This is a genomic window from Kamptonema formosum PCC 10802 (assembly GCF_000332335.1).
Classification (GTDB): Bacteria; Cyanobacteriota; Cyanobacteriia; order Cyanobacteriales; family Oscillatoriaceae; genus Oscillatoria.
The window spans coordinates 3,557,537-3,581,369 of the sequence record NZ_KB235948.1 but is presented as its reverse complement, the minus strand read 5'-3'; the positions used below and the strand labels follow the sequence as shown (position 1 = coordinate 3,581,369).

Below are 23,833 nucleotides of genomic sequence, written 5' to 3'. Positions count from 1 at the left end.
CCAAAATTGGTGTCAGTTCTGGGGTGCCGGTGCCGGTGCGGCTGCCGGCTCGACCGGCGCAGCTTGCTGTTGCGCTTGCTGCATGCGCTGGAGCTGTTGCGCCCGGAAATCATCCGCTGCAGAATTCAGGTTTTGCCGCTGTTCGGCAGTGAATTCATTAATATTGGTAATAGTGCCCATTTGAGCTCTGTGAATGATATCATACATGTTGAGCTGCCCATTGTCTAAACCAGAGAAAGAGTCTCGCTCATTGGGGGAGGGACAGCCCTGCAGTGTTTGACCGTCACTGCAAGCTTGAGCGAAGCTGGCTTGAGGCAGCGCCAAGGTAGCGACTCCGATTCCGGCGAGGGCTGCCAGAATCAATCCGTTGCGGGACTTGGCTGCTGCGGGTGAGTTTTGGCTTTGCATACTTATTGCTTAAATTTTCTAGTTTACAGACGATTATACTCCCAAAAGGTGCGCCGGTGGGGGGGGCGAACCTCGGTTCGCCCCCCGGAAGTTTTACGCAAAGGTGCGGCGGAGCAGGGGTTGAATGCTCAAAAGGGCGACGGCATCGAAACCGGCAAGCACCAGCAGGGCACCGGCAAAGCTGATATCGCCCCAGGGTGCTTGCATGACTGTGCTGCTGAGCGCCCAGTCGCTGTGCAGGTAGAGGTAGCGAATTGGCTCAATGGCGTAGCTGAGAGGATTGAGGCTCGCCACGACTTGCAGCCATTTGGGCATGAAGGAGAGGGGCGCGAGGGCGGTGCTGGCGAACAGCAGGGGGAGGTTGGTCACAAAAATCACCGCAATCAGTTCGATGTGTCCGGGAAGGGCAAAAGCCAGACCCAAACTCAAGCCGGTGACGCCCAAGACCAGGAGGAAGATAATCAGGGCGATCGCGACGAGTCCCGCCGGACCGGGCAAGCCGGCACCAAAAAAAGCGCCAGCAGTAATAATGACTCCTGTTTGGATAAAGCTTAAGGTAACGATAAAGATTGCGGAGGCGACGACAATGGAAAACCGGGATGCCAAAGGAGCGACAAGCAGCCGGTTGAGAAAGCCAAATTCCCGGTCAAACATCACCGGCAAGCCGGCATTGAGCGCGCCGGCAAACGCGGTGAACACAATCACACCGGCACCGAGGAATTGCCCGTAATTCTGGCTCTCACCGAACAGACCAGCCGGTGCGTTTTGAAACAGGGCACCAAACAGGATTAACCACATCAGGGGCTGGACAATCCCGGCGATTAGGGTGGAAGGGCGTCGCTGCAGCTGGATGAACAGCCGGCGGGTTAGCGCCAGGGTTTCTTGGACAAATTCCCCCAGGACGCTGGTTGTGGCCTCTGCCGGCTGGCCCGAAGCCGCCGGCCAGCTGATCTCGGGTTTGGCAGGCGTTATAGTGCGACTCATTTCAATTTCCTCAAAGAGTTCAAAGAGTGACAGGCGAGGGCGGGAAGCGCCCACCCCCCCTCACCGATCCTAATTTACAAATCGAAATAATATCAATTCCGGTTGAAAACTTTGTGTCAATCGGGTGGCTCCGCAAGCTGTTAGGCTTTTATTCTGCTTTTTGTAGAAAGGAGGCAGAGCCTCCAGAGTCTCGTTCCCAGGCAGAGTCTGGGAGCGAGCGGATAGAGATGGATAGCGCAAATTAAATGCGTGAAAGTTTGGCCGAGTTCGGATAGATATAGCAGCAGTCATATTGGTTAGGACATCAGTGACCTAGGAAAAAAGGCGTAGGGCAGGCGTCTCGCCTGCCCTCTTGATCTAATGTCCGCGCCCTAAGTGCATACTGCTATAGTATTTTTTCCCCGGACTGGAAAGGCTTTCCTGCCCCCTTTCCCAATCCAAAATCCTTGCATCCAAAATCCAAAATTGCTCTCAATTCCAGTAACCGATGAGGGTGAACCCAGCCCAGTAGTGCGGGTCAGAGAACGTTGCCGGCTCCGCTGCAGCCATCTCTGGGGGGAGAGGAATCAGATCCCCGTCCGACAGCCGCAACTGTCCATTTTCCAGGCGGACTTCTTTTCTGAGCATCGCTAGCTGAGTTCGCCTGAGGGCTTCTGCTTTCAGAGGTTTGGGCATTTGAGCCAGCTGTTTGTAAAACTCGCTCATCAGCGCCAAAGTGGCGGTGTCGCCGACGCGCCAAAGGCTGGCGAGTGCCGACTTAACCCCAGTCTGAACAGCGATGCCGGCAAATCCTAATTCCGGTTCATTTCCCAAGGCGGTTTCGCACGCACTCAGCACCAGCATTTCCACGGGAGGAGGTTCTGGCCACCCCAATTTCCGCGCTACTTCGCCCAGCTTGTCCAGTGACAGTTTTGCGTTCCTAAACTGGATGAATGATTCCCTGGCATCCCCTCGGTTAAATTGCGCGTGGGTTGCCAAGTGAATAATCCCAAAATGTTGCTGCCGGTTAACAGACTGAAACCTGTCCAGCGTGAAGTCTTCGTTGAGTAAGGAGATCCCCTGCCAGGGGCGTCTCAAGATAGCAGACAGCTCCACCGGCACAGCCGGCAAAGGCGGTAGATCTGAGTCTGGAAATTCCGACGCGCCGGTCGCTAAAATTATCTGCGATCGCAGGTCAGAGTAACGGGTGTCCGTCAGGCCAAAACTGGGAATCAGCGCCACGCTGTATTTCTCAATTAGGAACTGTTTGCCATCATGCAAAGCCGCTATGGGAAGCGAGCGCAACCCAGCATCCATGAGAAAAACTAAAGTATCTATCTGGTTAGATCGCAGTGCCGGCTCCAGGGGCTGAACCAGCCACTCATACAGTTTTTTCGCCTCAGCGAGTGAGCCGGTGCCCGGGCCAAGGGGAGGCGGTTCAATTTCCCCTCGCCAAGCCCTAACAGTTTTCTCGACTGCTTCTCGCTTCGTTTCCGCAATCCCCTGGTTAGCGGATTGTTTGCTGTCTGGCCGTTGCTGGCCTGCTGCGGTTCCAGTATTGGGAAATACCGATACCGTTTGCAGGTATTCGGGAAAAGATGTTACATAAATTAGTGCGGCTTTCTTTCTGGTTTGCCTTGCCATCTCCCAGAGCTGTTTGCTGATTAAGTCAGCGGATGGGAACTTGCCAACAATTATTTTGTTGAAGTATTGTGCGAACGCCCTCGCTTGATGATCTTCAAAGAGCTGAACGGCTACCTCAACCGAATTTCCAGTTTGGCCTGCCTGAGAATTCTCTGCCGCCGACTCTGCCGCCGGCGCTTGGACAGCCTGGGACGCTGGAGTGGAGATGCTGGGCGCTGAAAATTCTATAACGGAAGGCCCAGTCGCATCGGAAAAATTTCCCGTTTGGCTAAAAATCAGAGCATCTCTGGGGATGGGGAGGATTCTCGTTTTGAGTGAGGACCTATTTCCCTCACCGCCCTCACCCCCCTCTTCCCAGTAGGGAGAGGCGGGAAGCAAACTCACCAAACTCCCCCTCTCTGCTGGTGCCGGTACTAGGGAGAGTCGGGGCGATAAAAGTGGGATTCTAGGAATTTCTCTCACCGGCACCGGGTTGGCAAGCGCCAGTTTCAGGGAAACCACAGTCAAACTCAGGAAAACAGCAATTTTCAGTAAGAGGTTAATAAGTTTCATCGCTTTGCTTAAAAAGAGTAGCCAATTTTTAAAAGGAACCTGCTCCCGTCGCCAGCGGTGCCGGTGAGGTCGGTAAGAGCGCCGGTGACGGTCAGGGGCCTGTCCCGGAATGGCACGCAGGACAGTCCCAGGGTCAAATCCTGTCCAGTCCACTCGGCAATCGCACTGATGGGTTCCGACACTCGCAGCGCCACACTGCCGAAAACCCCCACTGACTCGATGCTGTTTTTAATATCGGATTCTGAACGAAATTGTCCGCCGCCAATGCCGGCATTAACCGTGAGCGAACTAAATAATTTATCAGGACTTTCTCTCAGGTGAAACGTTTGAGTGACTGTAGCGTAAGCGCTGGTGCCGGCATCTGTAGAGCCCCAGACGATAGCATTTTGCAGCCCAACTGCCACAGCTAAATCATCAGATAGGGCGCGGTGAATTTTAAAGCTCAGCGAACCCCGGCGGGCGAAATCGGAAACATCCAGAATCGATACCCCGACATCGAACCCGACAGATTTATTAGGGTTCCCCAACCCGATGCCCATCCCCACCCCTCCGTCAGGCTGTTTGGTGTAGCGGGTGCGTTCTTGCCAGCCCAAACCCATGCCGCCACTCCCCCAGGACAAGCCATAAGCAAAAGGCACCCCCACTGAGATATTTGGCGATGCCTGATAGCCAGGCTCAGGCACTAGGCGAAGACTGGGCGGCTGACCGGCGGGTTCAGGAGCTGCCGGTTCTGGAGAATCACTCACAGGTGAAGCTGCCGGTTTCTTGACACTGAGATGCTTTTTTGGTATAATACCAATTTTTGTGGCTTTCAGCCCTGCTCCCCTGACCTCAAGTTCTTTTGGGGCCGGTTTCCCTGTGGGGGGTTGGGGGATATAATTGGTGGAATTAAGCGGATTTGATGGAACTTCAGGGCAGTGGGCTTCCAGGCCGGCAGGAGGGATCTGGGCTGTGCTGGATTGGGGAGTGGCCATTTCAGTGGCAGCTGCGAAACAAAGGGCGATGAGACCGGTTGCACCTAGCGTGAGCGCGCAGGGGCGGTGCGCGGTCTGCGCCGGCGCGATCTTTGCCAACACCAGCGATTTATTGATGTTCACCTACTTATATAGTTTGCCTGTAAATGCCACTCATACCAAGTAGGGGCGGCTTTGCAGATCGTCTTTGTGGCCTGCCGCAGGAGCAAAGTAAGCAGATATAGCAATAGACAGTCAGTTGAGGACATTGGGTCGGAGGGAACGCCTATCCTATGAAGGATAGGCGTAAGGCAGGCGTATCGCCTGCCCCCAAGTCTAATGTTCTAACCTAAGTGCCTACTGCTATAATTTTTGCTTCCGGCAGACATCTGCGGATACCGCCCCCCTGCCAGAAGAAACCCGCCGTTGAGGGTGGGGTTTGTGAATCTCCGAAACAGTTATATCACCTGCTGTCGATCGACCGCTATCAGGGGCCAGTGCGAGCCGGCTTGATGCCAGATGCTTTTTGCCAGATGCCCTGCGAGTAGTGCCGCTGCGCCTGCGGAGCCAGTCCCACCCATTCGTAGAGTTCTCCCAGCATCCGCTTAACTGCTTCTGTTTTGCCCTTCAAAGCTTCCAGAGTTTCGATCGCCTCGGCAATCAAGCTGTGGGCGCGGTACAGATCGGCGGTGGCCAGAGCTTTCTCCTCCTCAGACCACGGCTGCTGACCCAGTGCGGCTGCCCTGTCCCGCACGGCGCGAGCGGTCTGTTCGTCCAGCAGCCAGAATGTGGCGTAGTCCTGGCTTTCCCCCTCACCGCTGCCGGACTGGACAATCAGCTGGTAGGTGACACCCGGTTTCAGGGGAGAACCAGAATAGGTGATTTCAGAGGCGGTGACAGTCTTTTCCCATCTCGTGCCATCCTCGCCCCTGACCAGAACGATGTAACCGGATTCTGTGCGCAGATCATTCCAGCGCAGCTTTGGCCAGCTGTTGAGCAGGGCTGTTTGGCGGGGGCTGATAATGTAAGGAGAGTTCTTATCTACCGACCCACGAGTCGGTGGCAGCTGCGGATTTATCGGGTTTTCTGGGGGACAGCCATTGGTGACGCCGGACAGACCGGCTGGCAGCGTCCAAGTCTGGCCATTGGTGGCGCACAGGACAGTGGCTGTTGCCCCCCTGGCAACTTTGAGAAGATCCCCTGGATAGAGTTCCATATTAGCCGTCACCGGGCGGGAGTTTCGCTCCCCGGCACGCATCAGCTGCACTTCGCCCCTGACTTCCACCAGCCGGTATCCCCCCGTCGCCGCCCGGGCGGGAGGGATAGCTTCTGCGGCTGCTGCGAGAAGAGCCGGCTTTTTTTGGGTGCCGGTTCCCCAGCCCACCGGCAAGAGGATCGCGGTGAGGGCGATTGCTATCGGGAATTGACGTTTCATTGTCCCTCTCCTTGGGCGTTCAAGCGCTCGCGTGCCATGTCAATCCAGGCTGCTTCATCTGGGCTGTATCGAGAAGCGTATCTCAGACAATTTTCCCATTCTGGCAGCGCATTTTGCGGTTGGTGTTCGCTTTCCAGAACTTGCGCCAGCAGGCAGTAAGCCGGGGCGCGGTCGCCTTTGAGTTCAATTGCCTTTCGCAGCGTTTCCTCAGCTTCAAAGTAGCGTTTTTGACCGAGCTTTGCCCAGCCGAGATTCTTTAGCGTGGCGTATTGCGTGTTAGGATCTTTGGCCAGCTGCAACCCTTGTGACAGCAGCTCTGCGGCGGCGTCAAAGTCTTGCTGGAGAATGCGCAAGCGAGCCAGGTTGTTATAAGCAGCCGGCAGCCCGTTCCGCGCCGCCTGCCAGTAGGCTGTGCCGGCACACTCCCAGTCTTGCCGGTCTTCGCAGAGAATTCCCAAGTTCAGGTGAGCGATCGCTAGGTTAGGGTCTAGTGCGATCGCTTTTTCGTACTCGCTGCGAGCGCACTCCGCATCCTGCCGGTTTTGGCAGAGAAATCCCAGGGCGCTGTGAACTTCCGCATAGTTGGGGTTCAGTTTGAGCGCCTGCTTGTAGTTGCTTTCCGCCTCCTCCCACTGACGAGCTAAGTGATTTTCCAGTCCGCGACTGTAATAGTACACCGCTAAAGCGCGACCCAACCCCCAAAAGCCCCATACCCCTATCAATAGTAACACAGTCGCCGCCAGCCACCGAGGCGGTTTTCTCTCATCTCCCCAGGGATTAATTTTTCTCCCCCGCCACCGAGTTCCCCTGAGATCGACCGCCCCTGACACCCCCTCCTGCCAGTTGGATCGCACCTGTTCCAGGCGCTGCAAAACCATCTGCGAGTCAGCGGGGCGCTTTCCTGGAAAAGGTGCCATCAGGCCATCAATTAAGTTGGCAAAATCAGGCGAAACATCAGGAGCTAGCTCTCGCCAAATCAACTCGCCGGTTTGAGGGTTTTCGCCTAAGTCAACCGGATGCGAGCCGGTGAGTAAATGAACCAAAGTGCGTCCCAGTGCGAAAAAATCGGATTGCGGCACGGCTTTGCCGGTGGCTTGTTCTGGCGGCGTGTAGCCCGGAGAAATAATGCCGGTGATTTGGCGGTCGCTCCCGACTTTCGCCAGGTAAGTTCCTGTTACCTCCCTGACTGTGCCAAAATCAATCAGCACCAGCTTGCCGGTGGGATACAGCATAATATTGGATGGCTTTATATCCCGGTGAAATATTTTTTTTTCATGCACTAATTTGATTATTTCTGCTAGCTGTATCAGCCAATCCAGCGCCTGCGTTTGAGTAATCCTGCCGCCCTTAGCTAGCCACTGCTCCAGATTCTCTCCCTCAATTTTCTCCATTACCAAGCAGTGCAGTGGCTTGGCCCCTTGGCCTGCCGGGGAAACGGTGAAATAACCGTCTGCTTCCACTTGGGGAATGCCCGGATGCTTCAGCTGCTGCAACACGCGCGCTTCTCGCTCGAACATCTGGCTCAACTTGGGGCGCTTCAAAACTTTTAGGACTTTGGATGCGCCCGCGTCGTCGATCTCAAAAATTTCTGTGGGAGAGAATTCGTCTAATTCGCGCAGGGGTTTGAGCAGCCGGTAGCGGTTATTGACAAGCAGGAGGGTTCCGCAACTCTGGCAGTTGGCCAGATTGTCAGGATTTTGCCGGTTGGGGCATCTGGGATTGATACAGTAGCTCACTTATTCTAGTTCAGGAGTCCCCAAACTGGTGACGTATTCCATCACAACTGGCTGTAGAGTGAATCCGCTCGCACTTTTTTCAATCAGGGAGCGCCCCACTAAAGATGCCAGCGCATTAGCTAATTCAACGGGTGGCACGCCTGATAAGCTCTCCTGCAATTCGCTCAGCGATACTGGCTCTTTTTCTAGCGCCATCTGGTACATGATTTCTGTTTCTAAGTGGGAAATGCGATCGAAATGAACTTCAATGAAATCGCTGATATCGCGCGTGACTTGGGTGGTTCCCATCTTTAAGAAGTCACCGACTTTGCCGTCAAAGGCTTCTTGAATCAAAGCGGAGACAATTTTTAGCATGAAGGGATTGCCCCGATAGATGTTAATCAGGGTGCCCCACTTTTCCGGTTGGGACAAGCGCTTTTCCTTCAAGATTTCCCGGGCGTCATCTCCCAAACCTTGCAGCTGGCAGGAGCGAACGGGTAAGGTTTCTCCTTCTAATAGGGCAACTTCTCGGAGTTTTTCCCGACTGGTTAGTAACAAGCAGCTCTGGTGGGGGGTTTCTCCGACTCGTTTCAAGAGATCGCCATAGAGTTTGTAGCCGTCTCGATAGTGCCCTACGAAATCACCGCTGCTGAGAATCGCTTCCATGTTATCCAGTACCAGCAGACAGCGGTAGCGGCGCAAGCACTCAATCAGGCGGGAGATGCTTTCGCCAATATCTGCCGGCTTGTCAGCGGCGGACTGGTAAGAGAGAAATTCCAACCAATCGCCCAGGAGTTCTTCCAGCGGCGGGGCTTGGTGCAGGGAACGCCAGATGATACAGTCAAAGTTATTTTGAACCTCTTGGGCTAATTTTACCGACAGCGCGGTTTTGCCGATGCCACCCATCCCCAAAAGCGCCACCAGGCGGCAATTGTCTTCCACCAGCCATTGTTTGAGAGCCGTCAGTTCGCCGGTGCGTCCATAGAAAACAGCCACATCCGGCGCTTCCCCCCAGTCTGTGTGCGCCTCTATCTGGGGGTGACTGTCAACAATCTGTTTCCAGTCAGTCACCCCCACCGCTTGACAAATACTGATAAAAGCCTCTTGCCGAATTGGTATGCGCCGCCAAAACCGCTTCAAGGTGGCCTCGGCAGTCTGGGCGGCGTGACACCAAGCCGTCGCCGTCTTTTTCCAGCCTTTCTTGTTTCTGGCCTCATCTACGAGTTCTAACCCCTTTGCAGAGGCACTGAGGACTGTCGCCCTCAAACGATTGGTCATAAGGTAATCCCCTGGTGGGCTTTTTTCTAAGTTATCAAGTTTGTTTCGGGGTGATAGCTCATCTGCCCAAAATAGGTGAGCCGCCAACTGAGCCGCCAACTGAGCCGCCAACTGAGCCGCCAACTGAGCCGCCAGCTGAGCCACTGAGCCGCCAAGTGAGCCGCAAAGTGAGCCACTGAGCCGCCAACTGAGCCGCCAACTGAGCCGCCAGCTGAGCCGCCAGCTGAGCCACTGAGCCGCCAACTGAGCCGCCAACTGAGCCACTGAGCCGCCAACTGAGCCGCCAACTGAGCCGCCAACTGAGCCGCCAACTGAGCCGCCAACTGAGCCGCCAACTGAGCCGCCAACTGAGCCAATTCGCCCCAAATCCAGACTCCATGATATATACACAAAGAAGCCGAGTCAGGGCGAATGCCGGCGGCGCGAACTAGATCCCGCACGGTTCGTCTTCCCCACAGGGGCGTGGCTTTCTAGCTTAGCGCTGGCCCGCGCTACAGGAAAAGTCCAGCCGAGCCATCAGGGGCACCCCCCATCCGGTGCAAATATGTTTTGAGGAGGGGCTCCTTCAATGCTGGGCAATTTATTATGTTTAAGAGAAAAAATGGCAAATATGAACAGCACGGGCAGTATTGTCTTCATTGACTCCGCTGTCGAGGACTTTGAGAGCCTAGTTGGCGCTGTTATGCCGGAGGCGGAGGCGGTTGTTCTCGAACCGGCCAGATGCGGGGTGCAGCAAATTACTGAGGTGCTGGCACAGCGCACCGGCATCTGCGCCATCCATATTGTCTGCGGCGGTGTCCCTGGCCAGTTGCAGCTGGGCAACACGCAGCTGAGCTTGGACAGCCTCGACCGCACGCTTTTACAGCAGTGGGCAGATGCCCCTACTGAGCCTGATATCCTCCTCTATGGTTGCGGTGTGCCTTGCGATCCCCCCCCGATCCCCCAGAAAAAAGGGGAGCAACTCCCGCCTGTGAATATCTCTTCTCCCCCCCTCGATATAAAGGGGCTTGGGGAGATGCCCCCCTTTTCGCCTGGGCTGCCCCAGATCCCTGAACTGGCTGCTGCCAGCACTGACACCTGCTGGAACCTCTGCACCGCCCCCACCGGCACCGGCAACTGTCCGGTCCAGTGGTTTTCTCGCCTGTCGCCCAGTGCCTCCAGCCGCCACACCAACCCTGGCACCACCCGTTACTGGACTGGGGGCGGCGATAACCGCAAGTGGAGCAACCCCCTCAACTGGTCGGGAGAGCAAGTGCCGGCACATTTCGATCTCGCCGTCTTCGACAAAACCTGCACTGAGAATGTCCTCCTCGACACCAGCCCGCAAATCAAAAGCTTGACTGTCACCCGCGACTGCACCGGCACCTTGTCGGGCTGGAATGAACTCAAGGTTGAGGAAAACGCCCTGATTGCCGGCGGAACCGTTGAGGTCAGCCTCTCGGTTGGCGGCCATCTCACCATTGAAAATGCTATAGTCAGAAGCTACCTGTCGGTTAGTGGCGATCTGGCTGTTGACAGCGGAACTGTTTTGTGGTATGGTGGCAGCGTCAGAGGAAACGTCTTTCTCAAAGGTGGTGCGGTATCCTTTTCCAGTGAATTCAGCAGCTACTACATTTTCTATGGCGACTTTACCCGCACCGGCGGCACCGTTGAGGGAACCCCTATTTTCGCCTTCTGCGGAAATAGCCCCCAGACTTTCCACCCGGGAACGGACGGGATGACCTTGCGGGATTTGTCTAGCTTATCTGAGCTGGTTCTGGCTGGGGATTGTGCCATCCAGGGCTTTTTTAGCAACAGTGGCACCTTGACTGTTGTCACGGGAGCCACCCTGGATGTGTCGGCGGCAGTTTGCTACTGCAACACCGGCACTGCGATCGAAAATGGCACAATCGCCCACCCAACTGAGGGTGCCGGTGCGGGTGCCGGTGCGGGTGCCGGTGCGGGTGCCGGTGAGTGTGCCACCTCCGGTGCCAGCTGGCCCGACAGTGCCGCGCAGAGCGCTTTGGCAGCGCTGACCGCCGGTCTGCCCGATGAAACAAGCGCTGAACAAGACCCCGCAAAAGGGGAAGCAGCGATGGTCTGGAGTGGTGCGGGCCCGGGCAGCAACTGGAGCAAGCCGCTCAACAGGTCAAGTGGCACAGTGGTGGCACAATAAAAAGAAAGAGGGCGACCGCACGACGGCAATCCTAAACAAAGAGTGACATATCAACCACGACAAACCCTCTTTTTCTGGCAGCTCGGCGTCCTCTGCGTCTGAAGTGGTTCCTGAAATCACTACTTCTGACGCAGTTAAGGGGATGTGCCGGCACAATGCCACCATGATAAAGCTGTGACAGTTCAGCGGCTCAGAGCCGGCGCAAACCGGCATAGGGGTTGGGCCCCACCCGACCGGCGCAGTGGAAGCCCCAACAAGCGAACACTACTGATTTTTTTAGAGACTTTTTTCTCAGGGGGCAAGTTTTTTTCTGATCGTGGCTGCCTTTGCCAGAAGGTGAGCAAGAGTTTTATATTATGTCCTGGAATTACCGCACTTCCGCCTTCCCCCTCACCCCCCCTCTGGAGATTGAGGGGAGGGCGGAGTGAGAAAACGATGAGATTTTTCCTCCCCGCTCCCATTTTGCGGGCGCTTAGGGGGCAATACCAATTTCGGATTCTAGCGTTGGGATTTTGCATTAAAAACCCGGGCATCAAGGGGGTTTCGTCGCGCCGGACAACTACTGTCTCCCGCGCGCTCTCCCCCGCGTTTCCGGGCAGATGGGAACGTGGCTGGGCCGGCTCTGCTTCCTCTCTGCAACAAGCCGATTAAAAGCCTAACATCTGCGATTGCTTTTTTCTGTCAAATTTTCCGGCGCGACCACCTATTCTTTGGGGTTGTGAGATATCGTTCCAAACTAGACTAACACTTTAATGAGGTCAAATTTAAATGTTGATTGAGGGGTTGAGATTACAAGAAAAAACGGCAGGCGATAGCAATAGCGGGTGCAGGCTCGTGTTTATTGACTCAGCAGTTGAGGATAAGGAAAGTCTGATTGCCGGTGTGGCAGGCAACTTTGAAGTGATTGTCCTCGACGCTACAGAAGATGGCATAGAACAGATCAGTGACGTATTAGCCAGATACGCCGAGATTAATACTGTGCACATTGTATGCCACGGCGGTCCGGGTTTGTTGAAGTTGGGCAGCACCCGACTGACTCCCGACAACCTCGATATTTATGCCCCAGAGTTTGCAGCTTGGAAAATTGGCAAGTTGGAAACTTGGGATGAACCTTTTTTCTTTAAGTTCTTATTTCCTTCCGATTCTCCTGCTATTTTCCTCTATGGGTGCGAGGTGGCAGCTGGGGAAATTGGTCAAGCTTTTGTGCGAAAGCTCAGCCGGCTGGCGGGCGTGCCGGTGGCTGCTTCTGCTAACCTCACAGGTAGCGCGGCAAAAAGGGGGCACTGGAAATGGGAGCACACCACCAGCTTTGTTAGGGCTTCTTTGGCGTTTAAAAAGTAGGTGATGGCAGCGTACTAGGGCGTTTTTGGCGGTGCGGTACAGTGCGTTCCGCTCTCAAGCCAAATCCCTTTGGGAGCATCCGGTTAAACTAAATCTCCCTGGGGGTGGGGTGCGCCACAGGGGGAGCCGGTTTCGACCCTGCGAGCAATTGCGGGCGAATACCGGCACCCACGCCGATTAGCGCATGTTTTGCTTGCGTTCCGCCTTGGGATCGCGTGTCCCCGCTGCAGCGAGTTCGGCATCCAATAAGGTTTTACCGGTCGCCGCTAGATAGACATCATCCAAGCTGGGGCGAGACTGGGCAATGCCAAAAGTGGGCAAACCGGCATTTCGCAAGGCTTGCTGAATTGTCAGCAGGGCGTCACTCTGCGGCGTGACGACCAAGTTCAGGGAGTTGCCTTGGGCGCTGTTAATAATCGCTTCCCGCACAAAGGGCAGCGATTTCAGCATGTCTCTGGTTTTTTCCGCTTCTTCGATGGGGGAAAACTCCCGGATGCGCAGGGTGATGCGATCGCCTCCCACCCGGTCTTTCAACTCGGAGGGGGTGCCGGTGGCAATCACCACCCCCCGGTCAATAATCGCCACCCGATCGGCGAGGGCGTCAATCTCTTCGAGATAGTGGCTGGTGATCAGCACTGTGGTGCCGCTATCCCGCAGCCGGCGCAGGAAATCCCACACCGCTATGCGGCTTTCGATATCGAGCCCGACTGTAGGCTCGTCCAGCACCAAAACCGCCGGCTGGTGCAGCAACCCCGCCGCCAAGTCGAGACGCCGGCGCAATCCGCCAGAATACTTGCCAGTTTGCTTGTCCGCCCACTCGTCTAACCCCAGCAAGGAAATTGCCGTGTCAATCCGCTCTTTTGCCAATTTATTTGGAATGTGGTATAATGCCGCCTGCAGTTGCAGCAGTTCCCGACCGGTGAGCACCTTATCTATGGCGACCTCTTGCGCGACGTAGCCGAGGCGCTGTCTGGCAAGCTTGGGGTTTTCGACAGCGGAGATGCCGCACACTTCCAGGCGACCGGCGTCTGGCGTCGCCAAAGTGCACAGACAGCGGATGGTTGTGGTTTTACCGGCACCGTTGGGACCGAGCAGGCCAAAAATTTCCCCCGCTTCGATTTGAAAGGAAACGTCTCTCACGGCTTCCACCGAGCCGTAGCGTTTCTGGAGTTTCTCGATTAAAACGGCTGGAGCCATGATTTTCTCTATGTTTGAGGGGTTGATACAAATCTAAACACTCTTTTATTGTATTTTATGATATCGCCGGTGGGGGCTTTCAGCCGGTGGGCAGGTTGGCCGCAGTGCGGGCCCTCCTCTGCGGGGTGTGGGGGCTGAAGCCCGAATCTGCAAACAGCGATCGCTCAAGGCAGTTGTGCGCTAATCGTGCCAGAATCGTCGTAAACTCGCAAGAAGCTGTTAGCAGAAAGCCGGTCTGGAAAGACAACCAAATTGTAAGAATTGGGGTCACGCGCTGAAGGCACTTTCAAGGCTTCGATGGTTTATAAATTGTACGCCGCCTCTCCGAGGCTTTGAGTGGGAGCAATCTGACCCAGAGCATTCATCAATCGCCAATTGCCGGTGAGTTCCTGCAAATTGGTGCCCAATGCCTGCTGGCTGTTGAGATTGGTGATATCTAAAACGGCGTTCAGCTGGGAGTTGATGGAAAGTACAATCAGAGGCGGTTTGGCAATAGACCTCAGCAGTGTCCCTGCTTTGATTAAAGCTTCAACCTCTAGCAGGGCAGTTACAGAACTGTCAGCCAGATAGAGCGCCTCAAATGCTGATGGTGGATTGTACCTGCCACCCAATCGAGAGCCAACCGAGGATAAGGCGGTATTGATGTATTTTGCCTGAACAACACGAAAAACCTCCCCAGGTAGGGACACGGTGGGCAGTGCCGCCAGAGCGGCGATAAGTTGATTACCTGTAAGCATTTAGGATGTCCTTTACCCAATAAGGCAATGCTCGATCGCCCAGGCGAGGGATTCGACAACTTCAATCTTCCCGGCATCGATGAAGAATTGAGGCGTCAAACCTCCCAAGTCAGGATGGGGAGAGTTGAGCCAGATTTCAACGTAGCGCATCTGTCCGCCCATAAACCGGCGCAACTGCTCGATGAGTTGCTCGTGTCTGGCTTGATAGTCTTGGACTTCTGCTGATTCGGGATTCGTTATGGGATTCATAGGGATTGCCTGCTGACTGTCTTCAGTATAGCACCGGCACATCCGCTGATCGCGCCGGCACACCCTTCCAAGACCGCCCCTTCAGTCTGGCGGATCGCCGGCGAGTGCCGGTGACTGAGGTCTTGTGAAAACCCCGAATAAGATTTATCATAGAATAAATCCGGCGCTTCCTTCGCAGATATGCTTTACTGCTCCAATCCCATCTGCTCAAATCCCTTCAATCCCGACAGCCATAAGTTTTGCCAATATTGCGGCTCGCCAACCCTCACCCCCCTATTCCGCAACCGCTACCGCGTAATTCGACTCTTGGGATCGGGAGGATTTGGCAGAACTTATGAAGCCACAGATGCGGACAGGATGGACGCCCCGTGTGTGATTAAGCAATTTTTTCCGCAAGTTCAGGGAACGGTTGCGCTCGAAAAAGCAACGGAACTGTTTAAGGAAGAGGCGAAGCGACTTTACGAACTGGGAGATCACCCCCAAATTCCCCAGCTAATTGCTTATTTTGAGCAAGACAAGCGCCTGTATCTGGTGCAGGAGTTTATTGAGGGGCAGACTTTACTGGAAGAATTGCAGCAGCAGGGTGTGTTTAGTGAGGGAAAAATTCGGCAGCTGCTGGCGGATTTACTGCCGGTTCTCAAGTTTGTTCACGAGCGCGGGGTGATTCACCGCGATATTAAGCCTGAGAATATTATGCGCCGGCGCTCGCCCTCACCCTCAACCCTAACCCCGCACAGGGAGAGGGGAGAGTTGGTGCTGATTGATTTTGGCGTCTCCAAACAGGCGGCGGCAACTCTTACCGGTCAAGTGGGGACAACAGTTGGGACGCCTGGATATGCGCCGGTGGAACAGCTGCGCGGTCTGGTTTATCCGGCTAGCGATTTATACAGTTTGGGCGTAACTTGCATGAGGTTGCTGACTGGGTGTTTGCCAAAGAAAGACGGTTCCGACGGGCTTTATGATGGGGTGAACGCTTGCTGGATCTGGCGCGAGCGTTTGCCCACCGGCACAGTGATTAGCCCCCAGTTGGGCGAAGTTTTGGACAAGCTCATACAGGAGCGCGTCAGGGATCGCTATCAAGATGCCGGTCAGGTGCTGGAAGCTCTCAATGCGCCAACTCCTAGCCTATCTCAGGCAAGCGCCACAGCATCAGAGCCGGTGAATGTTTCTCCCCCTGACAGTCTCAGTTCAGCAGTGAGGGTAGATTACACGAGACTGCGGGATTTACTCGCCGCTGCAAACTGGGAGGAGGCAGATATGGAAACAAAGACTGTCATGCTGCAGGTTGCCGGTCGGACCAGTCAAGGCTGGATCAGAAAAGAAGACCTGGAAAAATTTCCGTGCGCAGACCTCCGCACTATCAACGATCTTTGGGTAAGATATAGCATGGGGCGCTTTGGGTTTAGTGTCCAGAAGCGGATTTGGGAGGAAATTGTAAAGAGCAACCCCTACGCTACTTTTGACGATTTTTGCGACCGCGTTGGCTGGCGCGTGAATGGTTCGATTAACTATGAAAACATCACTTTTACATTAAACGCTCCTGAGGGACACCTGCCGGCGTGTGTTTTGGCTCGCCAGGGGTTCGGCAAGTTTGTCTTTTCCGTGGCGATGTTTTTTAATGTCGGGATAAACCACATTCTCGTTTCCCGGCTTGAAGAATGTGATATCCATTAAGCTGTTAAGCTAATAATGCTGCATGCGATCGAAAGGAGGCAGAGCCTAAACGAGAAGCGTTCCCAGGCAGAGCCTGGGAACGAGGGGAATTAATAAAAGAGGAAAAATTCAGAGAGATGAGCTATGACTGAAATTGTATTTCTGGTTGAAGACGATCCGGACGGAGGCTATACCGCTAGGGCGCTAGGCGAGTCGATTTTCACTCAGGCTGACGATCTAGAAAGCCTGCGGGAAATTGTTCGCGATGCGGTTCGCTGCCATTTCCCTGACGAACAAATGCGTCCCAAAGCGATCCGTTTTCACGCGCGTGATGGTCATTGCTTCGTGAAACTCCTGCGCGTCTGGGCGATAGCGCAAAAAAGGGCGGGCAATCTATCGCCCGCCCCACAGGAGAATCTGCAATTGTCTTTAAGCATTACAGGATGGAAATTGCGGCAGTTAACGCCCGCAGGTTTTCCATCACTGTAGCCGTCAGCTGGTGACTGACCGGCAAGCTGTCAGCCACCATGCCGGCGCACAGCAGCATCAGGTACAGAATCGAGTATTTAAACAGCGAACGCGCCACATCCCGCTCGCTAGGAGCCCGCAACAGCTGCCAAGCTTTCTGAGCGAAAATTCCCCCCAGCAAGACAGCAACACCGGCATACACCGCCCCCGTCGCGTGCAAAGGATAAACCAGCAGCAGCGTCACCGGCAGCAAAACTAAAGTGTACAGCCAAATTTGCCGCGCCGTCGGTTCATCTCCCTCAATCACCGGCAGCATCGGAACGTTCACCGCCGCGTAGTCATCCCGAATCATCATCGCCAGCGCCCAGAAATGGGGGGGCGTCCACAAGAAAATGATGGCAAACATCACCCAAGGTGCCGGGCTCAAATCGCCGGTGACAGCCGCCCACCCCACCAGGGGCGGAATCGCACCGGCAGCCCCCCCAATCACGATATTCTGGGTGCTGTGGCGCTTCAGCCAGTGGGTGTAAATCAGCACATAAAAAACAATGCCAGACATCGCTAGCAACGCTGCCAGCAGGTTGGCGAAAACTGTTAGCAAGGTGAAGGAAACGGAAGCGAGAGCGATGGCAAATATCAGCGCGTCGCGAGGCTTAATCCGACCGGAAGGAATCGGGCGGTGCCGGGTGCGCTCCATGATATAATCAATGTCTCGGTCGTAGAGGCAGTTGATGGTATTGGCGGCACCGGCAGCTAGCGCTCCGCCGGTCTGGGTCACAAGTAACAGCAGCGGATCGACCTGTCCTCCGGCTGCTACCCACATGCCGGCGGCTGTGGTGATTAGCAATAGCAGGATAATGCGGGGCTTGGTTAGCTGGTAGTAGCTTTGCATCACCTGCAACAGGTTTTCATGGTGCCTGCTCACACCAGCAGTGCCAATGATTTCTTGCATGGATTTTTGTTTGATTTTTTTTTAGTAACCGCCCCCGTGAGGGAGCGCCAAGGAACAAGAGAGGGAGGTGGGAGGGGAAGTTAATTAGGAGTAAGTGGGAGGGGGTGAGGGTTAATTTTGCGGTATAGTTTTGGAGGGTTGGTCGCGCATTGCTAGGACGGAGAAGGCGACTAGGACTCCGAGCAAGGCTGCGCCGGTGGCCTGGTGAGCGACGGTTAGGGGCTCGACTTGCAGGCGCAGGTAGAAGGTGGCGACGCCTAGGGCGATTTGGCCGGCTAGCAATCCGCCGGCGCAGAAGGCCAGGTTGCGCAGGGTTGGGTGGAGGGCCGGCTTGCGCCACGCCAGAAGGGCGACTGAGAGAGTGGCTAAGCTGGCTGGGACAACGCCGGCAATGTGGCTGTTCATGACGGCGCACAGCTGGCCATAGCCAAAGCACTGGTGCAGGGCCCACTGTGACCCGACGAGGGCTCCTAAAAGGCTTTGCAGGTAGACTAGGATGGCTGCCGCTAGCCCCACCCAGCGCAAGACGCCGGCTGTGCCTGCGCCTTGATAGGGGATTAGGGCGAGCCAGATGACCAGGAGGGTGGTGAAAAACAGCAGCGCTGTTCCCAGGTGAGCGGTTACAATGTCAAATCTGAGCAGTTCTGTAACGGTGAGCCCTCCCAAGACGCCCTGGAAAATTATTAAGCCGAGGGCGAAGCTGGAAGCCCACGGGAGCCACCCAGGCACAGAGCGCCGGTGCCACCACGACATGCCGGCGAGTGCGATTGCGCCACAGCCAATTAAGGCGGCGTCGAGCCGGTGAAACCACTCCAGAAAGACCTGAAAGTTCATCTGCTGGGCCGGCACCAATTCCCCGTAACACAGTGGCCAGTCTGGGCAGGCGAGTCCGGCATTCATCACCCGCGTCGCACTGCCAATGGCCATCAAAAGCAGTGTCGCCACCGCCAGTTTCCACACCAGGCGGCGGATGCGTTCCCCCGCCCCGGACTGCGGGGCTGCTATTGCTGCGTCTTGATGCAGTACAGAGTTGGCCATGCGCTATACCTCAGTTTCACTAGGAAATAAAACTTAATCGAATCCTGAGCGTTTGCTCATCTTGCTAGAAACACCTTATAGTCGGCTTCCTGAAAAGCTGGCAGGCTTTAGGAATTCTTCCGATTGTTACAGTTCTTTATTTGGGCTGGGCCAATTTGACCGGCACGGGGGAGATGGGATGGGGCGCTCTGCAATAGAGAGGGCCACGGAGCGATCCCAAAGAAATCCCAAAAGATAGGAGATTGGGCCCCATTTGAGCTAATACCTGCTTTACCTTAAGGAAGTAGTGCGGAACTTGAAAATCAGTGGCGACTGTTGCCGCACTTGGCCTGTGCGGGTGATGAGGTGTGAGCTGTTACTGGATCTGTGTTGCTAGGCTCCTTAGCATAGCCAGAGCTCAAAAAATTTGGTTAGGAGGTTCTAATTCGCTGTGAGCGTCCCAAATTCCATACTCACCATGCTGGCCGGCATTGCGCTGACACTCGTCAGCCTGTGGTACGGCCAGAACCACGGTCTGATGCCGGTGGCCGCCTCCGCAGAAGCATCCGCCGTGGACGACTTGTTCAACACGATGGTCACCATCTCCACCGGCCTGTTTATCCTGGTGCAGGGGGTGCTGCTGATCTCGGCAATTAGGTTTCGCCGGCGCAAGGGCGACAGTACCGATGGCCCGCCGGTGCACGGCAATGTTCCCTTAGAAATTCTCTGGACAGCGATCCCAGCGGTGATCGTTCTCGGCATCTCTGTCTACAGCTTTGAAATTTACAACTCGATGGGCGGTCTGGACCCGATGGCCTCCCACGACCACAGCCGGATGCAAATAGCCAAAATGCCTCCTGGGTCGGCGATCGCAGCTCCCCTGCCCTCAGAGGCGGGAGAAACCCACCAGATGCTGCCGGCTGAGTCCCGTCTGCTCGCCGTCGGCATTGGCGCTTCCCCAGATGAGCAAGGCAAACCGGCAGACCTGAAGATCGATGTCACCGGGTTGCAATTCGCCTGGATTTTTAACTACGGTGAGAGTGGCGTCACCTCTGGCGAGCTGCACCTGCCGGTTGGGCGCGAAGTCCAGCTGAATATCGCCGCCAGCGATGTCATCCACGCCCTGTGGGTTCCGGAACTGCGACTCAAGCAGGATGCAATTCCCGGACGGGCGACTGAACTGCGGTTCAGACCGACAAGAGTCGGCGACTACGCCGTCGTCTGCGCTGAACTGTGCGGTTCATACCACGGATCGATGAGGACGCAGATGATTGTCCACACGCCGGAAGAGTTCGACAGCTGGCTGTCAAGTCAGCTTGAAGAAATTGCCAGCTCCCAAAACCTGGAGGGAGCAGTGGCGGTCAGCCCCGCGAACTTGTCCGATGGCGAGTTTCTGGCTCCTTATGCGGCGGAAATCGGGATTGATAAACAAACTCTAGAGCAGTTGCACCCCGAGCACCACGCCGCTCACCATGCGGGGAATTAGGTCAAAAACAAACTAGGGATTCGGGGATCTGGAGGAGGATTGGAGACTGAGCTGAGGTTTCCAGCCTGTTCCAGAACCTGGCATTTTTCTCCCCCTCCCCGCAAGCGGGGAAGGGGGGGCCCCCTCTGGGGATAAGGGGCTGGGGTTGGGGGGTGGGGTTCATCCCCGAACTGCGCAACGCCCTTTCCCCTCGCACCTGTGACTATAAAAAGCTATGACATCACAAGTACAGCTGCAAGAAACAGCCAATCTGCCGGCTCACGGTACAGAGCCGGCTCAGAGAAATTGGCGAGACTACTTCGGGTTCAGTACCGACCACAAAGTGATCGCGATTCAGTATCTGGTCACTTCGTTTCTCTTCTACTTGATCGGCGGATCTTTGGCGACGGCAGTCCGCACGGAACTCGCCACGCCGGATGCCGATTTTGTCAGCCCTGAACTCTACAATGGCCTGTTTACGCTCCACGGCACAATAATGATTTTCTTGTGGATCGTACCGGCAGGGGCGGGGTTTGCTAACTTCCTTGTGCCGCTGATGGTTGGGGCGAAGGATATGGCTTTCCCCCGGCTGAATGGGGTCGCCTTCTGGCTGATTCCGCCGGGAGGTTTGCTGCTGCTGAGCAGTTTGCTGGTGAACACGCCACAGGCGGGCTGGACTTCCTATCCGCCCTTGAGCTTGATAACCGGCAAAGTCGGCGAGGAGCTGTGGATTCTCAGCGTCTTGATTCTGGGAACTTCATCAATTTTGGGGGCGGTGAATTTTGTCGTCACCATCTTTAAGATGCGGATTCCGGGCATGGGTTTCAATGAAATGCCCCTGTTCTGCTGGGCGATGCTGGCGACTTCGGCGCTGATTCTGATTGCCACGCCGGTGCTGGCAGCGGCGCTGATTATGCTGTCGTTTGACTTGCTGGCGGGAACGGCATTTTTTAACCCGACCGGCGGGGGAGATCCGGTGGTGTACCAGCACATGTTCTGGTTTTACTCCCACCCGGCGGTGTACATTATGATCCTGCCGTTTTTTGGGGTGATGTCGGAAGTGATTCCGGTGCACTCCCGCAAGCCGATTTTTGGCTACAAGGCAATTGCCTACTCCAGTCTGGCGATTAGCTTTCTCGGCTTGATTGTTTGGGCGCACCACATGTTTACCAGCGGCACTCCCGGCTGGCTGCGCATGTTTTTCATGATCGCCACGATGGTGATTGCTGTGCCGACTGGGATTAAGATTTTCAGCTGGCTGGCGACGATGTGGGGCGGCAAAATCCGCCTGAACAGCGCTATGCTGTTCGCGATGGGCTTTATTTCTACTTTTGTGCTCGGCGGCATCACCGGCGTGATGGTGGCTTCGGTGCCCTTCGACATTCACGTTCACGACACCTATTTTGTGGTGGCTCACCTGCACTATGTGCTTTTTGGCGGCGCGGTGTTTGGGATTTACTCGGCGATCTACCACTGGTTCCCCAAGATGACGGGGCGGATGTTGAATGAACCTTGGGGCATTGTTCACTTTTGCCTGACGTATTTTGGCTTTCATTTGACGTTCTTGCCGATGCACATTCTGGGCCTGCAAGGCATGCCCCGGCGGGTGGCAATGTATGACCCGAAATATGCCGGCTTGAATATGCTGTGTACGGTCGGCAGCTACCTGCTGGCAGTTTCGACGCTTCCGTTTATTGTGAATGCGATTTGGAGCTGGATGTATGGCCCGAAGGCGGGCGACAATCCCTGGCAAGCGCTGACTCTGGAGTGGATGACGGCTTCACCGCCGCCGGTGGAGAATTTTGAAGGGGTGCCGGTGCTGGCAACCGGCCCTTATGACTACGGTATGGGCGACCGCAGCACTGAGGTGAAGGTGCCTCTGTCTGAGGCTAAAGACCCACTTTTGTCTGCCGGTCCGAGTTCTGTTTTGCGTGCTGAGCCAGACCCGGCTGTTGCTGCCCATCCGGACGACCGTGAGGGGGAAAGTCACAATCGCTAGCAGCTATACCAATTTGGGATTTTGGATTGGGGATTTTGGATTTAAAAAGGCGGCATAAAAGCCTTTTCAGCCACAGGAAAAAATCCTATCTATCTCAACTTGGTATTCGCTGTTGGCGCTCACTGGGCACGCCGCTCCTACGGAGCCGCTTCGCTAACGCGCTGGGCGCTTGGCACTGGGAACGATGAGCTGTTAAAAGCAATCTTGGGTTCCTGATGCCCGATGCCCGATGCCCAACAGTATTTTGTCAAGCTACTGGCATTATAAATTCATGCAAACTCCCATCATCGATCCCGCTAAGACCGAACTCAACTATCACCACAACCCGGAGGCGGCATCAGGCCACCACGAAGCCCATCCCGATCTCCGCATGTTCGGGGTGTTCGTGTTTCTGTTCGCAGAGGGGATGATATTTTTCGGCTTGTTTGCCGCCTATTTGATCTTTCGGGCTGTCTCGCCGGTGTGGCCTCCGGAAGGCATTGAGCGAGAGCTTGTCCTGCCGGGAATTAACACGGTAATTCTGCTCTCTAGCAGTTTTGTGATTAACCAAGCCAATGGGGCGATTAAGAAGAACAATGTTGCGGGTTTGCGCACTTGGTTTGCGGCTACTGCTATTATGGGGGCGATTTTCCTAGCCGGCCAAGCTTATGAGTACAGCCATCTGGGATTTGGGCTGACCTCAAATGTTTTTGCCAGCTCGTTTTACGTCATGACCGGCTTCCACGGGCTGCACGTTACTTTTGGGGTGCTGCTGATTTTGGCTGTGCTGTGGCGCTCGCTCAAAGCCGGTCACTACTCCAATGAAAGCCACTTTGGCGTGGAAGCAGCTGAAATTTACTGGCACTTTGTAGACGTTATCTGGGTTATCTTGTTCGTGCTCCTGTATCTCCTGTGAGCCGGTGGGTGCTGTAGGGGCGGGGGTTTTTCATCGGAGCATCCCATTTTCCTCAGATTTTCACCCTCACCCCCCTAACCCCCCTCTCCCATAAAGGGCTATCCATTACCCACATCTTTCTTAATGAAGATTTATGTATAGCCCATTTGGAAGTCCATCACCTCTTTGGGGTGGCCAGAGTCCCTCAGTTGCCAAGTAGAGGCAATATCATGGAGTCTACACAGCCCACGCCAAATTGTCTTGACTCCCGGTTCCCCATCACCCTTACGACCCAAAAAGCCTCCAAGTTGCGCAATCATGCGCACGGCTTCTCGCAACGAAGGCGGTGTGGACGGGGGATTTGGCGTCCGGTGAATCGTTGCATAAAGAGACTGCCACTCGTGAGCTGACAAAACCGTGTCACAAGGAGTGTCTGGATTCTTGCGAGCTTCATAGGTCAGCCACAACAATCGCCACGCCACAATTGAATAAGTGGCCAAAGCCATCTCAAGACGACGGGCTGTTTCTAACTGAAGCTTTTCCAGACCGCAGCCACTTTTCAGAGTGTAGTGATAGCGTTCAATCAGCCATCGATAACTGTACCAGCGCAGGCAACGAACTGCATCATCAAAACTGGACACCGGAACAGTTGTGAGTAATAACCAGCTGACTGGAGTTTCACCCTGGGGTGGATTTTCTTCAACTGCTCTCACCACAGTCAGGCGAACTGGGTTGAGCTTCCGTCGGTTCAAATGATGGCGCGGTGGTTGAATTTTAA

General features: G+C 55.2%; 23 protein-coding genes. 8 read left to right on the top strand and 15 right to left on the bottom strand.

The window, feature by feature from the left end; genetic code table 11:
• Positions 1 to 12: 12 nt before the first annotated feature.
• From OSC10802_RS0115350 to OSC10802_RS49960, 8 genes are all read right to left on the bottom strand, one after another.
• Positions 13 to 408, bottom strand: a complete 396-nt coding sequence (locus tag OSC10802_RS0115350; RefSeq protein ID WP_017717654.1) for a hypothetical protein — start codon at positions 406 to 408, stop codon at positions 13 to 15.
• A 93-nt stretch (positions 409 to 501) separates the two neighbouring features.
• Positions 502 to 1,392: an ABC transporter permease gene (locus OSC10802_RS0115345; RefSeq protein WP_026098508.1), complete on the bottom strand. Its 891-nt coding sequence runs from the start codon at positions 1,390 to 1,392 to the stop codon at positions 502 to 504.
• A gap of 471 nt (positions 1,393 to 1,863) precedes the next feature.
• Positions 1,864 to 3,567: a CHAT domain-containing protein gene (locus OSC10802_RS40320; RefSeq protein ID WP_017717652.1), complete on the bottom strand. Its 1,704-nt coding sequence runs from the start codon at positions 3,565 to 3,567 to the stop codon at positions 1,864 to 1,866.
• A gap of 8 nt (positions 3,568 to 3,575) precedes the next feature.
• Positions 3,576 to 4,541 (bottom strand): hypothetical protein, encoded by a 966-nt coding sequence (locus tag OSC10802_RS44400; RefSeq protein ID WP_155967841.1) that lies wholly within the window; start codon positions 4,539 to 4,541, stop codon positions 3,576 to 3,578.
• 466 nt (positions 4,542 to 5,007) lie between these two features.
• A complete protein-coding gene (locus tag OSC10802_RS0115330) occupies positions 5,008 to 5,955 on the bottom strand; it encodes a fibronectin type III domain-containing protein (RefSeq protein WP_017717650.1) in 948 nt (315 codons plus the stop codon).
• The gene (locus tag OSC10802_RS0115325) at positions 5,952 to 7,691 is read right to left on the bottom strand and encodes a serine/threonine-protein kinase (protein ID WP_017717649.1); all 1,740 of its coding nucleotides are present in this window, start codon (positions 7,689 to 7,691) and stop codon (positions 5,952 to 5,954) included. The genes OSC10802_RS0115330 and OSC10802_RS0115325 overlap by 4 nt, the downstream gene beginning before the upstream one ends.
• A complete protein-coding gene (locus OSC10802_RS0115320; RefSeq protein ID WP_017717648.1) occupies positions 7,692 to 8,948 on the bottom strand; it encodes an NB-ARC domain-containing protein in 1,257 nt (418 codons plus the stop codon).
• A gap of 26 nt (positions 8,949 to 8,974) precedes the next feature.
• Complete coding sequence (locus OSC10802_RS49960) at positions 8,975 to 9,388, bottom strand: hypothetical protein (RefSeq protein WP_017717647.1); 414 nt, start codon at positions 9,386 to 9,388, stop codon at positions 8,975 to 8,977.
• A gap of 161 nt (positions 9,389 to 9,549) precedes the next feature.
• Between OSC10802_RS49960 and OSC10802_RS56165 the strand changes: the two genes are divergently transcribed.
• Both OSC10802_RS56165 and OSC10802_RS0115305 read left to right on the top strand, forming a co-directional pair.
• A complete protein-coding gene (locus OSC10802_RS56165) occupies positions 9,550 to 11,103 on the top strand; it encodes a DUF4347 domain-containing protein (protein WP_198525125.1) in 1,554 nt (517 codons plus the stop codon).
• Between the two features lie 834 nt (positions 11,104 to 11,937).
• Complete coding sequence (locus OSC10802_RS0115305; RefSeq protein WP_198525124.1) at positions 11,938 to 12,444, top strand: DUF4347 domain-containing protein; 507 nt, start codon at positions 11,938 to 11,940, stop codon at positions 12,442 to 12,444.
• A gap of 177 nt (positions 12,445 to 12,621) precedes the next feature.
• Here the strand turns inward: OSC10802_RS0115305 and OSC10802_RS0115300 are convergent, their stop codons facing one another.
• From OSC10802_RS0115300 to OSC10802_RS0115290, 4 genes are all read right to left on the bottom strand, one after another.
• A complete protein-coding gene (locus OSC10802_RS0115300) occupies positions 12,622 to 13,641 on the bottom strand; it encodes an ABC transporter ATP-binding protein (RefSeq protein ID WP_017717644.1) in 1,020 nt (339 codons plus the stop codon).
• Positions 13,642 to 13,805: 164 nt separating this feature from the next.
• On the bottom strand, positions 13,806 to 13,931 hold the full coding sequence (locus OSC10802_RS55650) for a hypothetical protein (RefSeq protein ID WP_255349140.1): 126 nt from the start codon (positions 13,929 to 13,931) through the stop codon (positions 13,806 to 13,808).
• 12 nt (positions 13,932 to 13,943) lie between these two features.
• Complete coding sequence (locus OSC10802_RS0115295; protein ID WP_017717643.1) at positions 13,944 to 14,378, bottom strand: RES family NAD+ phosphorylase; 435 nt, start codon at positions 14,376 to 14,378, stop codon at positions 13,944 to 13,946.
• 12 nt (positions 14,379 to 14,390) lie between these two features.
• Positions 14,391 to 14,627 (bottom strand): antitoxin Xre/MbcA/ParS toxin-binding domain-containing protein, encoded by a 237-nt coding sequence (locus tag OSC10802_RS0115290; RefSeq protein WP_017717642.1) that lies wholly within the window; start codon positions 14,625 to 14,627, stop codon positions 14,391 to 14,393.
• A gap of 5 nt (positions 14,628 to 14,632) precedes the next feature.
• Here OSC10802_RS0115290 and OSC10802_RS55645 point away from each other — a divergent pair, with 5 nt between their 5' ends.
• From OSC10802_RS55645 to OSC10802_RS54505, 3 genes are all read left to right on the top strand, one after another.
• The gene (locus OSC10802_RS55645) at positions 14,633 to 14,755 is read left to right on the top strand and encodes a hypothetical protein (RefSeq protein WP_255349139.1); all 123 of its coding nucleotides are present in this window, start codon (positions 14,633 to 14,635) and stop codon (positions 14,753 to 14,755) included.
• A gap of 52 nt (positions 14,756 to 14,807) precedes the next feature.
• Positions 14,808 to 16,301, top strand: coding sequence for a serine/threonine-protein kinase (locus tag OSC10802_RS0115285; RefSeq protein WP_017717641.1), 1,494 nt, complete (start codon positions 14,808 to 14,810; stop codon positions 16,299 to 16,301).
• Between the two features lie 123 nt (positions 16,302 to 16,424).
• Positions 16,425 to 16,769: a hypothetical protein gene (locus OSC10802_RS54505; RefSeq protein ID WP_232731688.1), complete on the top strand. Its 345-nt coding sequence runs from the start codon at positions 16,425 to 16,427 to the stop codon at positions 16,767 to 16,769.
• On the opposite strand, the gene OSC10802_RS0115280 is transcribed toward OSC10802_RS54505, so the two are convergent.
• Complete coding sequence (locus OSC10802_RS0115280; RefSeq protein ID WP_017717640.1) at positions 16,717 to 17,700, bottom strand: heme o synthase; 984 nt, start codon at positions 17,698 to 17,700, stop codon at positions 16,717 to 16,719. The genes OSC10802_RS54505 and OSC10802_RS0115280 overlap by 53 nt on opposite strands.
• A gap of 111 nt (positions 17,701 to 17,811) precedes the next feature.
• A complete protein-coding gene (locus tag OSC10802_RS0115275) occupies positions 17,812 to 18,738 on the bottom strand; it encodes a COX15/CtaA family protein (protein ID WP_017717639.1) in 927 nt (308 codons plus the stop codon).
• Between the two features lie 457 nt (positions 18,739 to 19,195).
• On the opposite strand from OSC10802_RS0115275, the gene OSC10802_RS0115270 reads away from it, so the two are divergent.
• From OSC10802_RS0115270 to OSC10802_RS0115260, 3 genes are all read left to right on the top strand, one after another.
• Entirely contained in the window at positions 19,196 to 20,203 is a 1,008-nt protein-coding gene (locus OSC10802_RS0115270) for a cytochrome c oxidase subunit II (RefSeq protein ID WP_017717638.1), read from the top strand.
• A 214-nt stretch (positions 20,204 to 20,417) separates the two neighbouring features.
• Positions 20,418 to 22,181 (top strand): cytochrome c oxidase subunit I, encoded by a 1,764-nt coding sequence (gene ctaD, locus OSC10802_RS0115265; RefSeq protein ID WP_017717637.1) that lies wholly within the window; start codon positions 20,418 to 20,420, stop codon positions 22,179 to 22,181.
• A 271-nt stretch (positions 22,182 to 22,452) separates the two neighbouring features.
• The gene (locus OSC10802_RS0115260; RefSeq protein ID WP_017717636.1) at positions 22,453 to 23,076 is read left to right on the top strand and encodes a cytochrome c oxidase subunit 3; all 624 of its coding nucleotides are present in this window, start codon (positions 22,453 to 22,455) and stop codon (positions 23,074 to 23,076) included.
• A 131-nt stretch (positions 23,077 to 23,207) separates the two neighbouring features.
• Here the strand turns inward: OSC10802_RS0115260 and OSC10802_RS40305 are convergent.
• Positions 23,208 to 23,833, bottom strand: a 626-nt coding sequence (locus tag OSC10802_RS40305) for an IS4 family transposase (protein WP_044170140.1), incomplete at its 5' end; no start/stop codon positions are given.

Coding starts and splice junctions, on each gene's coding strand:
- OSC10802_RS0115350 (WP_017717654.1), bottom strand. CDS start 408: ATGCAAAGCCAAAACTCACCCGCAGCAGCCAAGTCCCGCAACGGATTG.
- OSC10802_RS0115345 (WP_026098508.1), bottom strand. CDS start 1,392: ATGAGTCGCACTATAACGCCTGCCAAACCCGAGATCAGCTGGCCGGCG.
- OSC10802_RS40320 (WP_017717652.1), bottom strand. CDS start 3,567: ATGAAACTTATTAACCTCTTACTGAAAATTGCTGTTTTCCTGAGTTTG.
- OSC10802_RS44400 (WP_155967841.1), bottom strand. CDS start 4,541: ATGGCCACTCCCCAATCCAGCACAGCCCAGATCCCTCCTGCCGGCCTG.
- OSC10802_RS0115330 (WP_017717650.1), bottom strand. CDS start 5,955: ATGAAACGTCAATTCCCGATAGCAATCGCCCTCACCGCGATCCTCTTG.
- OSC10802_RS0115320 (WP_017717648.1), bottom strand. CDS start 8,948: ATGACCAATCGTTTGAGGGCGACAGTCCTCAGTGCCTCTGCAAAGGGG.
- OSC10802_RS56165 (WP_198525125.1), top strand. CDS start 9,550: ATGGCAAATATGAACAGCACGGGCAGTATTGTCTTCATTGACTCCGCT.
- OSC10802_RS0115300 (WP_017717644.1), bottom strand. CDS start 13,641: ATGGCTCCAGCCGTTTTAATCGAGAAACTCCAGAAACGCTACGGCTCG.
- OSC10802_RS0115295 (WP_017717643.1), bottom strand. CDS start 14,378: ATGCTTACAGGTAATCAACTTATCGCCGCTCTGGCGGCACTGCCCACC.
- OSC10802_RS0115290 (WP_017717642.1), bottom strand. CDS start 14,627: ATGAATCCCATAACGAATCCCGAATCAGCAGAAGTCCAAGACTATCAA.
- OSC10802_RS0115285 (WP_017717641.1), top strand. CDS start 14,808: ATGCTTTACTGCTCCAATCCCATCTGCTCAAATCCCTTCAATCCCGAC.
- OSC10802_RS54505 (WP_232731688.1), top strand. CDS start 16,425: ATGACTGAAATTGTATTTCTGGTTGAAGACGATCCGGACGGAGGCTAT.
- OSC10802_RS0115280 (WP_017717640.1), bottom strand. CDS start 17,700: ATGCAAGAAATCATTGGCACTGCTGGTGTGAGCAGGCACCATGAAAAC.
- OSC10802_RS0115275 (WP_017717639.1), bottom strand. CDS start 18,738: ATGGCCAACTCTGTACTGCATCAAGACGCAGCAATAGCAGCCCCGCAG.
- OSC10802_RS0115270 (WP_017717638.1), top strand. CDS start 19,196: ATGCTGGCCGGCATTGCGCTGACACTCGTCAGCCTGTGGTACGGCCAG.
- ctaD (WP_017717637.1), top strand. CDS start 20,418: ATGACATCACAAGTACAGCTGCAAGAAACAGCCAATCTGCCGGCTCAC.
- OSC10802_RS0115260 (WP_017717636.1), top strand. CDS start 22,453: ATGCAAACTCCCATCATCGATCCCGCTAAGACCGAACTCAACTATCAC.